Consider the following 12,546-nt stretch of genomic DNA (forward strand, 5'->3'; position numbering starts at 1 on the left):
GCTGAAGCCAGAAGGGACACCTGGTGTTGTCCGGGCGGTCATTGAGAACCAGCTCAAGACCCCTTGCCGGCTCTTTTATATCGCCCCCTGTTTCCGTTACAACCGGCCTCAGAAGGGTCGGTACCGGGAGTTTTACCAGTTGGGGATTGAGGCAATAGGTGAAGCAAGCCCATTTGTTGACGCCGAGGTTGTTCATTTCGGTGTCCAATTCTTCCAACGGCTTGGTATAGATGAATGTGTTGTTAAAGTAAACTCTATCGGCTGCCGTGTCTGCCGCGCAGGGTTGCGCCAAAGCCTCGTCGTATTCCTTGAGGAGAAAAAGGATAGACTATGTCCTGATTGCCAAAGGCGCCTACAATTGAGCCCGCTAAGGGTCTTAGACTGCAAGGAAGAAACCTGCTCAAAAGTTATTGCCGGTGCACCCGCGCCGCGTGAGCATCTCTGCTCAGAATGCTCAAAACATTTTTCTCAATTTACCGAAAGGCTTAAAGAGACTGATATCAGGTTTGAGATTGACGACCGGCTCGTGCGCGGTTTGGACTACTACAACCGAACCACCTTTGAGTTCGTATCACCATTATTGGGAAGCCAGAACAGCCTTGGTGGCGGTGGCAGATATGACTATCTTTTTGAGGAGTTCGGTGGACCGCCAACACCTGCAATTGGGCTCGCCATCGGCTTAGAACGAACCCTCCTGGCGATGCCGGTAAAGGAAGAAAAGACCAGACGCCCACTGGCTTTTGTCATCTGGACCGGTGAAGAGGAACGAACCTTTGCCTTGGAACTGTTAAAGGAGCTCCGGGAACAAAAAATCCCTGCCCAGATGGCGTTTGACAACCCCAAACTGAAACGGCAACTGCACCTTGCCGATATTGCCGGTGCCACCTATGCTGTTATCGTGGGCGCTGATGAACTTAAAAAGGGTGCCTGTGCCGTAAAAGACCTTTTGACCGCTAAGCAGGTTGAGGTTCCGAGAGGGGAATTAACCTCGTGGCTCAAATCCGCGCTCAACCTCAATCGGTCCCGGCAAGGACATACTCCTTAACACCAAAATCGCCATCACCACTGATAACCACCGCTGCCACCCAGCGTCCTGAAGGGTTTGCGGGTAAATCCAGGGTAAGTGTTGTATTACCCTTTCCCTCCCTCTCGGCAGAGTGCTCCTTTTCTGTTGCGGTCCCTTTGAAATCCTCACTCCCTAAAAAATCAAGATAGGGCATCTCCCCTCTTGGCCAGGCACAGAGGAACACCTTTACCCTTGCCTTCCCTTTTATTTCCCAGTCATAATCAAACACCACCCTCTTCACCCGACCACGCATAAACGGCGCCATTATCGCTGGCTTTTTGCTTTTCTGGGGTGTGAGGTGCACTTCGCAAGCCTGGGCAATGGGCTGCACATAACTGATCCCCTTCTCCTCAGGCGGGATAAAGGGTGGCAGCTCAATTTCGGACCCAGGGCCAATGGATGTTTCCTTGCCCTCTGCCTGCCCTTCCTTTAACTCCTGCACCCACTTGTCATAATCCTTCTCAGCAATCTCCAATGCATGTTTGGTACAGACCGGAATCAGATTGTCTGCGCAAATCCTGCCACCAAGAGAAAGGGGTTTACGATAAGCAAGGGTATTGTAATCGGAAAAACAGCCGGGTACAGCACAACCCGCACCTTTCCGGGCAATGACACTTCTTTCCATTTCGGGGGGCCATTTCGCTCCCACTATGTAGGCAAAAGGGTCCTCGTCAGGGGTAGGGGGGTAGTGGGGGGCACGGCACTTAGGGCAAACAGTCTCATCCCGATGACGGTTCCAGTCAACGGCAATAGGCTCCCCGCAATAAGGGCAGTCATAATGCCAAACCATGCAACCTCCTTTTCAATTAATTTTTAGTTAATTATCTTATGGGAAAACCAGAAAGTCAAGTTTTAACAACCGGGAAAAAATTGAGACCTCGGCGCCGGTGCCATTCAGCCGGGTTGTTAAAATAATCCCTCACCTCAAGATATTCGCCGTCGGTTAAAAAACTTATTTCCCGTGGTATCTTCTCTGAAAGGGCTGCATCCCGGTTGGTCAAAGACAAAAGTTTGACACCAAGGCGGGCCAGCTCCTCTTCGCCACCCTCCTGCCGGTCAAAAATGACAAAGCAAAACCCAACCTGCGCACCCGCGGCACGCAGCTTCTCAATCACCCGGCTTTTCGTCCAGCCGTGGACAAGGGTATCATCAACCAATAAAACCTTCTTGCGGAAAAGTTGGTGACTCTTAACCCCTTCAAAAAAACTTGCCTCAGGATAGCGCAGTTCCCTCCGCGCAAAAAACATCGGTTTTGCCAGTTTCTGCGCAAGAAGAGCGGCCAGCGCAATACTTCCCGCCTCAATACCGCAGACAACATCAAACTCAAGATTGCGCACCAAAAGGGAACTGGCACTTAAGACAAAGTCCAAAACTGCGGGGTAATTGGAAAGCCCTTTGACATCAATGTAGATTGGGCTGTAATTTTTGTTCTCATCCACCTTGAAAAGCGGTCTTAAGTCACCAAGGCTCACCTTAATCGCACCAATCTGCCAGAAGATTGCCGCCAGGGTTTCGGCAAGGTTGCCCGACATCATCCTTCTTATTGAACCTAAGTCAGGGGTGACGATACGCTGCTCCCGCAAGAGTCGATAGACCTTACTTGCCTGCTCCTGGGGCAACTCAATCGCCAACCGCGTCTCGTTAATATCATAAACCACATAAAACCTGCCAACTTCGCCTGTGCCACTAAATAAGGCATAAGTTTCGGCATTCTCCTCCCTTTCCCGCTGTCCGAGCAAGGTCGCTTCAGGATTGATGAGCTGCTTATATATCTCAAAGAAGTCCGCAACCATCTCCGCAACCTCACTATACTCAAGGATATAAGGAGTTGCCGCTCTAACAACCCTGCCCGTTATCTCCAGTTCGTGCAGGGGAACCTGGGAAAGCCTCACGCGCCCGTCTTTTTCGCCTTTAACTCTTTTAAGCGGTGGGAATAAAAAAAGTTCCAGAGCGCCCTGATTTTCCGCTTGAGTTCGGCAAGTGAACCGTTGTTTTCCAAGACAAAGTCTGCCTGAGCCCAGAACCTGGTATCACTTCCCTGCATCTTCAGCCGCTGCATTGCCTCTGCCTGACTCATACCCAACTTTACCATCCTCTTCACGCGTAACTCATCCGGCGCGGTTACAAGGACCGAAACATCCATCTCCTTGTGGAGCCCCCAAGCAAATAGGAGTGCGGCATCAATCACCACCAACCCCTGTTTTACCCGACTAATCTCCTCGCGCAACCGTTTTAACAGCGGCGGATGCATAATCTCGTTCAATTTCTTTAAACTTGCCTTGGATGAAAACGCCTTTTTACCCAAAGCCTTGCGGTCAATCTGACCGGTGTGATTGAGGATCTGTTTGCCAAATGCGGCAATCAGTTCCTTGTACTCTTCACTACCCTTACGCAAAAGGCTTTTGCCAATCTGGTCCGCATCAATAACCTTGGCACCATAACGCCGCAGCTCCTGAGCAACCGTGGTTTTACCCGAACCGATATTGCCGCCGATGCCAACCAAAAGCCGCTCCTGGGAAAGTTGCCGGTCAAACATCAGATAACCTTTGCCTCTTCCCGCAGGAGCCGCACCAGTTCTGGCACCACCTGTGCCGGTTCACCCTCCAGCACCCTGCCGGGCTTACGCTCTGGTGGTAACCGGTGCCCGAGACAGACAACCCTTTTTGTCAGTTGTGCCGGCTCGAGCCCGAGCGCTGCCATATCCCAGACCAAAATCTCTTTCCGCTTTGCCGCCATCATCAGTTTTAAGGTGGGATAACGGGGCGCAAACTTCCCCTTCTGGACCGTAATCAGGCAGGGCAGTTGCGCATAAACAACCTCGGTTGCACCTTCAACCTCACGGTGGCAGACGATTTCATTCTGCTCGAGCCGAGTCAATTCCACCTCGGGTACAACCGCACAATGACCAATACCAAGAAAATGGGCAATCGCCTGGGGCACGAGCGCCATATCGTCATCAATCGCCTGCTTGCCACATAAGACCAGATTGAAATCCAATTTCTTGATTGCCGCTGCGAGGAGCCGTCCGAGTGAAAGCCCATCCAACCCTTCAAATGCATTATCCCAAACCTGCACCGCCTCATCAACCCCCATTGCCAGCGCGGTGCGCAAAGCCATCTTTGTTCGCTCCGGACCAAGGCTGATAGCGGTTATCTTGCCCTTACCCAGCGCCTCCTTGATCCTCAAACCCATCTCCAGAGCATACTCATCATAAGGGTTTATCACCCATTCCACCTCGCTCGTGTCAACCAGTCCGGTTGCCGGATTAATCCGGATTTTTGTCTCGGTGGATGGCACCTGTTTTATGCAGCAGATGATATTCATACCTCACCCCACAAATGTTTTTACACACAAAGAACAGTTATGACCGCCAAACCCGAAGGAGTTTGACAGGGCAACCCTGATTTTCACTGACCGTGCCCCCTCCTTAACAAAGTCAAGATTCACCCCTTCATCCGCCTCTTCAAAATTCAGGGTCTGATGAACCACTCCCTCCTTTACCGCCAAGACCGTGGCAACAAACTCCATCGCTCCGGCAGCACCCAAACCGTGCCCAATCATTGATTTTGTCGAGTTAATCACCAGCCGGCCGGAGTGGGCGCCAAAAACATCCATTATCGCCTTCACCTCACTCGCATCATTCAAAGGGGTTGATGTGCCATGGGCATTGATGTAATCAACCTCTTCAGGCTGGACACCGGCATCGTTCAGCGCCTGCCTCATCGCCAGCGCCGCACCCAATGCGTCTGGGTCAGGCGCGGTGATGTGATAACCATCTGCGCTCGCACCATAGCCAACAACTTCGCAGTAGATTTTTGCCCCGCGCTTGAGGGCATGCTCTAACTCCTCCAATATATAGACCGCGCTCCCCTCTGCCACCACAAACCCGTCCCGCTGCCGGTCAAAAGGTCTTGAGGCACGCTCGGGCTCATCGTTGCGCTTTGAGAGCGCACCCATATTGGCAAATGCGGCAACCGTAAACTTGGTTATCGGCGCCTCCGAACCACCGGTAATCATTATATCCGCATCACCCTCCTGAATATGTCTAAAGGCGACCCCGGTGGCATGCGCGCCTGATGCGCACGCCGAAACCGCACAGTAATTCGGACCCCGCAGTTTGTAAACAATCGCAATCTGACCCGATGCCATATCAGGAATCATCATCGGAATCAAAAGCGGCGAGACCAGCCTGGGACCCCGCTTGATAAATGCCTCATGCTCCTTCTCCCAGGTGGCAATCCCGCCCATACCAGAACCGACAACCACACCAACTCTATCCCTGTCCTCCTTAGACAAATCCAGCCCGGCATCCTCAAGCGCCTCCGCGGCCGCCCATAAGGCAAACTGGGTAAACCGGTCCGAACGCTTCACCAGTTTTGCATCCAGCCGGTCAAGCGGATTGAAATTTTTCACCTCTGCCGCTATCTGCACGCTCAAATCCCCGGGGTCAAATGCGCTAATCCGTGCAACCCCGCTCTTGCCATTCAAGAGATTCTGCCAGTAGGTGGGAACATCATTCCCAATAGGCGTCACCGCACCCAGACCGGTAACAACAACCCGGCGCCGATTTGCCATCTTATCTCCGGTCAGCAGCTAAAATTTTCAATAAGAAGACTACTGACCGGACTCGCCGGCAGCCGCCTTCTTCTCCTGCAGTTTCCGCTCTAAATACTCAACCGCCTTACCCACGGTCGTCAGTTGCTGGGAGTCCTCATCCGGAATCTTTATTCCGAACTTGTCCTCAAACGCCAGGACCAGTTCCACGATATCCAGTGAATCCGCACCCAGGTCCTCCTGAAACCGGGCGTCCGGACTCAACTTTCCTGCCGCATCCGGCAGCTTTTCGGCAATGATTGCCTTAACCTCGTCTATTAACGCCATAAATCCTCCTTAACTTAACATCCATCGCGCAAAACGGTAGAATAAACAATTTTACCAATATTACAATTAAAGTCAAGAAAAATAATTTGGCTAATCAATGATGTTGCCAGCCACAACAGCCGCTCCCCTTTTACTAAAACCCACCGGTTTAAAAAACTAAGTATACATAAAAATATACTAAATTCAAAAGGCTTAAACTGAAATAAGTATCGCATATCCGAGACTTAGCCAAAAGACAAATTTTTCTGGGGCACCATTCCCCCGGTCATTTTGTTCCTCCCTGTTAACTACGAAGAGATGGTTGATATCAACACCCAATTGGCTCTCGCAATAAGCACAAACAAAGATTTCCTCTGCACCTGAAAGCAATGCCCTTGGTTGGCTATAAGCATCTAATTGACAGTCAGACCCTGCTCTTTTATGATGTAAAAAGCAAAAACCAGGAGGAGTTATGATGAATAAACCCCTGCCCGCATCCAGCGGTCTTCAGCGGTATATTGAAGAGGCGAAAACGCTGCTTGCAGAAAGGGAAAAACGCTGGTTGCGGGCAAAGAAACTGAAGTTTGATACCATTGCGGTTCATGGCCTCTACACGGTTCAAGAGGCGATTGAAAAGAATCAGGGTGCAATCATTGAACCATTATTTTTGTCCTCGGCTCAGGCTTACCGCGACTCTGATGAACTGGAGGCAGCCCTTTCCTATAAAATCCCCACCTGGTGCTACTCAAGAATCCACAACCCAACATTAGGCTATCTTGAGGACACCCTTGCCCTTTTGGAGACCTATGCGTCAGACATCAAGGCGGGCGCCTGCGTCTACTCCTCAGGGATGGCGGCAATTGAAAATGTCACCGACACCCTCCTTGTCCGCACAAACAACGAGCCGGTCAATTTTGTCTCCCAGTGCCAGATTTACGGCGGCACATTCCAGCAGTTCAATGTCAGAAAGATGCAGGAGCGGGGCATTGAGGTGCGCTGGGTCTTAAACCCGCAAAACCTTGATGAGTGGCGTCAGAAGATTGACAAAAACACCCGCTTTCTCTATGCGGAGACCCCCTCCAATCCAGGCTTGCAGTTCTTTGACCTCATCCCGGTGATTGAACTGGCACACGAGCACCAGATTCCGATGGTAATTGATTCCACCATCGCCTCACCCGCACTCTTGCGCCCTTTGACATTCGGTGCTGATATCGTGATTCAATCCGCCACCAAGGTGATGAGCACCTCAGGAATGGGGATGGCAGGTGCGGTGATTGCCCGCCAGCCGATTGTGTCCAACATTCCCAACGAGGAGATGAAGGCGGACTTTGCCCTCTATCTCAAGCGCTATCCCCAAAGAGACCAGGGCGGTTGCCTGCATCCGTTTCAGGCCTTGATGACATTAAATGACCTGCGCGACCTAAGGCATCGGGTTGACCTCTTCAGCCAGAATGCGCTCAAGGTTGCCCAGTTCCTTGAAAATCACCCTAAGGTTCTTGAGGTGAGTTATCTCGGACTGAAAAGCCATCCCCTGTATGAGGTTGCCACAAAATACCTCCGCCTGGTCGACACCGATGTTAACCGCTACACCCACCTTTTGGCATTCAGACCAAAAGGCGGACCGGAAAAGACCCGCCGGGTTTTTGACCGGTTTCAACTCATCTATCGGGCAACCGATTTGGGCAGAATCAAAACCGTGGCAACAATTCCAGCCATCTCCACCCATCTCTTGCAGGGCGAGGAGTGCCGGGAGATGGCATGCATCCCGCCCGACCTGATTCGCCTTTCGGTTGGTGGCGAAGACCCAGATGATATAATCGCCGATTTGGACCAGGCATTGGCCGGAGCATAAATATGCTTTTCTATTCAACCAACCTTAAGTCCCCACCGGTTGACCTGCGCACCGCGCTTTTAGTTGGTCAGGCACCAGATAAGGGGCTTTACAATCCCGAAAAGATACCGGTCATCCCCGAGGATGAGATTCTCAGCCTGAAAGGCAAACCCTATCCTGAGGTTGCCTTTGCGGTGATGAGGCGCTGGACCGAAGGTCTCCTCTCCCCTGACGAACTAATGAAAATCTGCTATGAATGCTACAACTATCCGGTTCCCCTTGAGCGGGTAACAGACAGAAAATACCTCCTGCGCCTCGACCAGGGACCAACAGCCTCATTCAAGGACTTTGCCGCCAGGATGATGGCAAGGCTCCTGCGCCACATCCTCCAGAAGGAGGGCGGAGAACTGGTGATTCTCACCGCCACCTCAGGTGATACCGGCAGTGCGGTTGCCAGCGCCTTTTACAATGTTGACCGTATCAGGATGATTGTCCTTTTCCCGATTGCCGAGGTGTCTGAGCGCCAGCGCAAGCAGATGACAACCCTGGGCGGCAATGTCACCACGATTGGCATTGATGGCAAGTTTGACGACTGCCAGGCGCTGGTCAAGCAGGCATTTGCCGACCCGGATTTAAAGTCCATCCGCTTCTCATCTGCCAACTCCATCAATATTGGCAGGCTTTTGCCCCAGTCGGTCTATTACTTTTATGCCTATGCCCAGTTAGCAGAAAAGGGCGAGCGTGCGGTCTTCTCAGTCCCTTCGGGCAACTTCGGCAATATGTGTGCGGGTATGCTTGCCTGGCAGATGGGTCTGCCTGCCGAAAGGTTTGTGATTGCCACCAATGAGAATGACGAATTCCCAAAATTCCTTTCAACCGGCAGATATGAGAAAATCGTCCCCTCGCGCAAATGCATCTCCAATGCGATGAATGTCGGTCATCCCTCCAACCTACCAAGACTGGTCGCCTTTTACTCCGGAGCGATGGATGAGCAGGGCAATATTATCAAGATGCCCGACCTTAAAAGGATGCAAAATGATATGTTCTCATTAAGCATCACCGATGCCCAGACCAGGGAAACGATTATCTCCGCTTATACTAAATACAAGACCATTCTTGAGCCGCATGGTGCGGTTGGCTGGGCAGGACTTGAGCACTACTGCGCTGAAAATGAACCCCAACTGGCAATCGCAATTGAAACCGCGCACCCGGCAAAGTTTCCTGAAGAGATAAAAAGCCTCTTAGGGATTGACCCGGAACTACCCCCAAGCCTTGCCGGTCTGGACACAAAATCTGAGCACTACGAAACCGGACCTGCCGACTACAACTGGTTCAAGGAGTTCTTGCAGAAATTGCCAAGATGAAATATATCATCTTTCTTGGCGATGGCATGGCAGACTATCCGGTGCCGGAACTGGGCAACAAGACTCCTTTACAGGTAGCAAAAAAGCCAACAATTGACAGTATTGCCAAAATGGGCAGATGCGGCAGTTTTATCACCGTGCCCGAGGATATGCCGCCAGGTTCAGAGGTTGCCAATCTTACCGTCCTGGGTTATGACCCGAAAAAATACTATCAGGGTCGGGGTGTAATTGAGGCGGCAAGCCTTGGGGTTCGGCTTGAGCCAGATGATGTCGCCCTCCGCTGCAACCTCATCTGCATTCAGGAGGGCAAGATTAAAAACCACTCTGCCGGTCACATCACCACCGAAGAGGCAGCGCTTTTGATTGAAGAGGTCAACCGTCAACTGTCAAACCCAGATGTCAGATTCTACCCTGGCTTCACCTACCGCCACCTATGCGTCTTGAAAAACGGTTCACCTGAGGTTGAATGCTTTCCACCCCATGATTATGTCGGTGAAAAGGCGCTGGAACTTCTACCAAGGGCAAAAAAACCTGATGCCGAAACTACTGCCCGCATCTTGCGCGAACTCATCCTTAAATCCTGGGAGTTTCTTCCTGGTCACGCGGTAAACCTCAACCGCACCCTTCAAGGAAAGGACCCGGCAAACTCAATCTGGTTCTGGTCCCCGGGAAAAAAGCCCCAGATGCCAACTTTTAAAGAGTTATATGGACTTTCCGGTGCGGTAATATCTGCGGTTGACCTGATAAAGGGTCTTGGTGTTTATGCCGGGTTTGATGTGATTAATGTCCCGGGTGCAACCGGTTTGATTGACACCAACTATGAGGGCAAGGCTGATGCCTGTCTTGATGCGCTCAAAGACCACGACATTGTATTTCTTCATCTTGAGGCGCCTGATGAGGCCGGTCACAGCCGCGATGTAAAGCAGAAGATTCAGGCGATCGAACTTTTTGACTCCCGGCTTGTTGCCCGGGTGATGAAAGGGTTAAAAGAAGGGCAGATTGAGGCAACGGTTGCGGTTCTCTCTGACCATCCCACACCGGTTTCAAAAGGCAATCACACCCATGGACCGGTGCCGGTCGCAATCTATAACCCGCGGCTTGAGCCGGATGAGGTTGACCGTTTTGATGAACAGTCAGTTTTAAAAGGCAGGCTCGGCACCATTTTGGGCGATGGGTTCATCAAAACTCTACTTCAAAAAACCGGCTAATCTCACCATCAGGTACTTTGCTGTTATTATCATTTTATGAACGAAACCCGACCGGTTGTGCTCTTTTCCCGCTGCCTCGGTTTTGAAGCCTGCCGGTATAACGGCGAGATTATCCGCGATGAGTTTGTTGAGCGTTTAAAAGGTTTTGTTGAGCCGATTACGGTCTGCCCGGAAATGGCGATTGGCTTGGGTGTGCCCAGAGAGCCGATTCGGATTATTTATCTCGCTGACCAGCCGCGCCTGATTCAGCCTGCAACCAACCGTGATGTTACCGACCTGATGCAGGATTTTGCCCGCTCCTTTCTTGAAGGGCTCAAGGAGATTGACGGGTTTGTCTTGAAGTCCCGCTCCCCTTCCTGTGGCACCAGGGATGTCAAGTCATATAATGAGGACGGCAATCTTAGACCGGCGGTGATGCGCCGGGGCTTTTTCGGCAATGCGGTGATGACAAAATTTCCTCTTAAGCCGGTTGAGGATGAGGGCAGGCTGAAAAACTTCTTAATCCGCGAAGGTTTTCTCTCTCGGCTCTTTGCCCTTGCCCGTTTCCGCGCGTTGCGCGCAAATCCAACTATGTCCGCGCTCGTTGACTTTCATAGCCGGCACAAACTCTTGCTCCTCGCATACAATCAGGCGTTAATGCGCAAGCTGGGCAGAATCGTTGCCAATCCGCGAAAGCGCCCGCTAAAAGAACTGTTAAACGAGTATGAGCCCTTGCTTTCGCAAGCCCTTTCCCGCCCGCCAAAATACTCAAGCGCCATCAATGTCCTCTTGCATTCACTGGGCTATTTTTCTAAAAACCTGAGCGCAAGTGAGAAGGCATTTTTCCTTGATACGATTGAAAGTTATCGCCGCGGAAAACTGCCATTGAGCGTGCCGGTCAGCCTGATTCGCTCCTATATTGTCCGCTTTGACGAGCCCTATCTTGCCAAGCAGTATTTCTTCAACCCCTATCCTTCAGAACTCTTAGACATTGCCGATTCGGGCAAGGGCAGGGACCGCTGATGCGCATCGGTTATCCCTGTATCAACCTTTCCCTTGAATGCCGGGGAACAAGGACCTTTCGCCTCCGCTCCTATTCTACGCCAAGGTTCAAACAGACTTTAGCCAACAACCTTGCCTGTCTGCAAAAGACAATAGAATGGAACATCAAACACAACCTGCTCTTTTTCCGCATCAGTTCTGACCTTGTGCCGTTTGCCTCGCATCCGGTCTGCAAATTTCCCTGGCAAAAGGTGTTTCAAAGGGAGTTTCGCATTATCGGCAGGCTGATAAAAAAGGCGCAGATGCGCATCTCAATGCATCCTGACCAGTTTGTCCTTCTGAATGCGCTTGATGAAAGGGTTGTCCGCAATTCGGTTCGTGAACTGAAATACCATTCCGATGTCCTTGATTTGCTCAACCTGCCTGCAAGCGCCAAGGTTCAGATTCACATCGGTGGCGTTTATGGAGATAAAGACAAAAGCATTGACCGTTTTATCCAGCGCTACGAAAAACTGCCACAAGCAATCAAGCGCCGGCTGGTGATTGAGAATGACGACCGGCTTTACAATGTCTCTGACTGTCTGAAAATTAGTGAAGAAACCGGCATCCCGGTCCTTTTTGACTCATTTCATCACGAGGTGAATCCGAATGGCGACGATTTAAGAACCGCCTTTGAAAAATGCGCCCTTACCTGGCGAAAAAGGGATGGATTGCCGATGGTTGATTACAGTTCCCAGAAGCCCTCTTCCCGTTTCGGCTCTCATTCTGAACACATCAACCCTTCCCATTTCCGGCGCTTTCTTTTTCAACTTGCCGGTTATCATTTTGACCTGATGCTGGAAATCAAGGACAAGGAAAAAAGCGCGCTTACCGCACTTAAAATCTACCAATCGCTCAAAATAGGCGGATAAAAGGGTTGACTTTTTTATAAGATTAGGGTAAATTCAGAGAAAATGTGCCAGTATAGATTTCACAGCTGGCGATGTCCTTTTGAGCCCGAGCCGGGAAAAGAACTCTGCATATTCCATCTGCCTTTAGACCAGAAAGAGCCAAAAGAGTTCTATAAACACCTTGCCAATTATCTGCTGGCGCTTTACGAGAAAAACCCAACGCCTGAAAGAAAAAAACCCTGGATTGTCAGCGAAAGGGATGAAAAACTGCTTGACCATTATTTAAGATTTGTAACTCCGGGAGAAGATTGGAAATTCACTGGCTTTGTGTTCCCGGATATGGACG

13 protein-coding genes are annotated in these 12,546 nt (G+C 51.0%); 7 read left to right on the plus strand and 6 right to left on the minus strand.

The genetic code is table 11. From position 1 onward, the window contains the following. The coding region (gene hisS / locus ABIK47_07060; protein ID MEO0020377.1) for a histidine--tRNA ligase at nt 1–1,045 on the plus strand (1,045 nt) is incomplete at its 5' end. Here the strand turns inward: hisS and ABIK47_07065 are convergent. The 6 genes from ABIK47_07065 to acpP form a co-directional block, all read right to left on the minus strand. Further along, on the minus strand, nt 1,014–1,691 hold the full coding sequence (locus tag ABIK47_07065; GenBank protein ID MEO0020378.1) for an HNH endonuclease signature motif containing protein: 678 nt from the start codon (nt 1,689–1,691) through the stop codon (nt 1,014–1,016). The genes hisS and ABIK47_07065 overlap by 32 nt on opposite strands. Nucleotides 1,692–1,911: 220 nt before the next feature. Further along, entirely contained in the window at nt 1,912–2,958 is a 1,047-nt protein-coding gene (locus ABIK47_07070; GenBank protein ID MEO0020379.1) for a phosphoribosyltransferase family protein, read from the minus strand. Beyond that, nucleotides 2,955–3,602 carry a dephospho-CoA kinase gene (coaE, locus tag ABIK47_07075; GenBank protein MEO0020380.1) on the minus strand — a complete coding sequence of 216 codons (648 nt, stop codon included), beginning with the start codon at nt 3,600–3,602 and terminating at the stop codon, nt 2,955–2,957. Before coaE ends, ABIK47_07070 begins: the two co-directional genes overlap by 4 nt. Then, a complete protein-coding gene (locus ABIK47_07080; GenBank protein ID MEO0020381.1) occupies nt 3,602–4,390 on the minus strand; it encodes an electron transfer flavoprotein subunit beta/FixA family protein in 789 nt (262 codons plus the stop codon). Before ABIK47_07080 ends, coaE begins: the two co-directional genes overlap by 1 nt. Before the next feature lie 3 nt (nt 4,391–4,393). Continuing rightward, nucleotides 4,394–5,641, minus strand: coding sequence for a beta-ketoacyl-ACP synthase II (gene fabF, locus ABIK47_07085; protein ID MEO0020382.1), 1,248 nt, complete (start codon nt 5,639–5,641; stop codon nt 4,394–4,396). A gap of 39 nt (nt 5,642–5,680) precedes the next feature. After that, nucleotides 5,681–5,947: an acyl carrier protein gene (acpP, locus tag ABIK47_07090; GenBank protein MEO0020383.1), complete on the minus strand. Its 267-nt coding sequence runs from the start codon at nt 5,945–5,947 to the stop codon at nt 5,681–5,683. Between the two features lie 451 nt (nt 5,948–6,398). Between acpP and ABIK47_07095 the strand changes: the two genes are divergently transcribed. The 6 genes from ABIK47_07095 to ABIK47_07120 all read left to right on the plus strand — a co-directional run. Beyond that, on the plus strand, nt 6,399–7,778 hold the full coding sequence (locus ABIK47_07095) for a PLP-dependent transferase (protein ID MEO0020384.1): 1,380 nt from the start codon (nt 6,399–6,401) through the stop codon (nt 7,776–7,778). A 2-nt stretch (nt 7,779–7,780) separates the two neighbouring features. After that, nucleotides 7,781–9,121: a threonine synthase gene (thrC, locus tag ABIK47_07100; GenBank protein MEO0020385.1), complete on the plus strand. Its 1,341-nt coding sequence runs from the start codon at nt 7,781–7,783 to the stop codon at nt 9,119–9,121. Further along, nucleotides 9,118–10,329: a cofactor-independent phosphoglycerate mutase gene (locus tag ABIK47_07105; protein MEO0020386.1), complete on the plus strand. Its 1,212-nt coding sequence runs from the start codon at nt 9,118–9,120 to the stop codon at nt 10,327–10,329. The genes thrC and ABIK47_07105 overlap by 4 nt, the downstream gene beginning before the upstream one ends. Before the next feature lie 36 nt (nt 10,330–10,365). Continuing rightward, nucleotides 10,366–11,331, plus strand: a complete 966-nt coding sequence (locus ABIK47_07110) for a DUF523 and DUF1722 domain-containing protein (protein MEO0020387.1) — start codon at nt 10,366–10,368, stop codon at nt 11,329–11,331. Further along, nucleotides 11,331–12,221, plus strand: a complete 891-nt coding sequence (gene uvsE / locus ABIK47_07115; protein MEO0020388.1) for a UV DNA damage repair endonuclease UvsE — start codon at nt 11,331–11,333, stop codon at nt 12,219–12,221. The genes ABIK47_07110 and uvsE overlap by 1 nt, the downstream gene beginning before the upstream one ends. 42 nt (nt 12,222–12,263) lie before the next feature. Continuing rightward, a partial coding sequence (locus ABIK47_07120) for a hypothetical protein (GenBank protein ID MEO0020389.1) occupies nt 12,264–12,546 on the plus strand: 283 nt, incomplete at its 3' end.

It is taken from the genome of candidate division WOR-3 bacterium (assembly GCA_039801245.1).
In the GTDB taxonomy this organism is placed as follows: domain Bacteria; phylum Hydrothermota; class Tepidihabitantia; order Tepidihabitantales; family Tepidihabitantaceae; genus JAOABP01.

Excerpts from the sequence above, each read along its gene's own strand:
- ABIK47_07065 (MEO0020378.1), bottom strand. The coding sequence starts at position 1,691 with ATGGAAAGAAGTGTCATTGCCCGGAAAGGTGCGGGTTGTGCTGTACCC.
- coaE (MEO0020380.1), bottom strand. The coding sequence starts at position 3,602 with ATGTTTGACCGGCAACTTTCCCAGGAGCGGCTTTTGGTTGGCATCGGC.
- ABIK47_07080 (MEO0020381.1), bottom strand. The coding sequence starts at position 4,390 with ATGAATATCATCTGCTGCATAAAACAGGTGCCATCCACCGAGACAAAA.
- fabF (MEO0020382.1), bottom strand. The coding sequence starts at position 5,641 with ATGGCAAATCGGCGCCGGGTTGTTGTTACCGGTCTGGGTGCGGTGACG.
- acpP (MEO0020383.1), bottom strand. The coding sequence starts at position 5,947 with ATGGCGTTAATAGACGAGGTTAAGGCAATCATTGCCGAAAAGCTGCCG.
- ABIK47_07095 (MEO0020384.1), top strand. The coding sequence starts at position 6,399 with ATGATGAATAAACCCCTGCCCGCATCCAGCGGTCTTCAGCGGTATATT.
- thrC (MEO0020385.1), top strand. The coding sequence starts at position 7,781 with ATGCTTTTCTATTCAACCAACCTTAAGTCCCCACCGGTTGACCTGCGC.
- ABIK47_07105 (MEO0020386.1), top strand. The coding sequence starts at position 9,118 with ATGAAATATATCATCTTTCTTGGCGATGGCATGGCAGACTATCCGGTG.
- ABIK47_07110 (MEO0020387.1), top strand. The coding sequence starts at position 10,366 with ATGAACGAAACCCGACCGGTTGTGCTCTTTTCCCGCTGCCTCGGTTTT.
- uvsE (MEO0020388.1), top strand. The coding sequence starts at position 11,331 with ATGCGCATCGGTTATCCCTGTATCAACCTTTCCCTTGAATGCCGGGGA.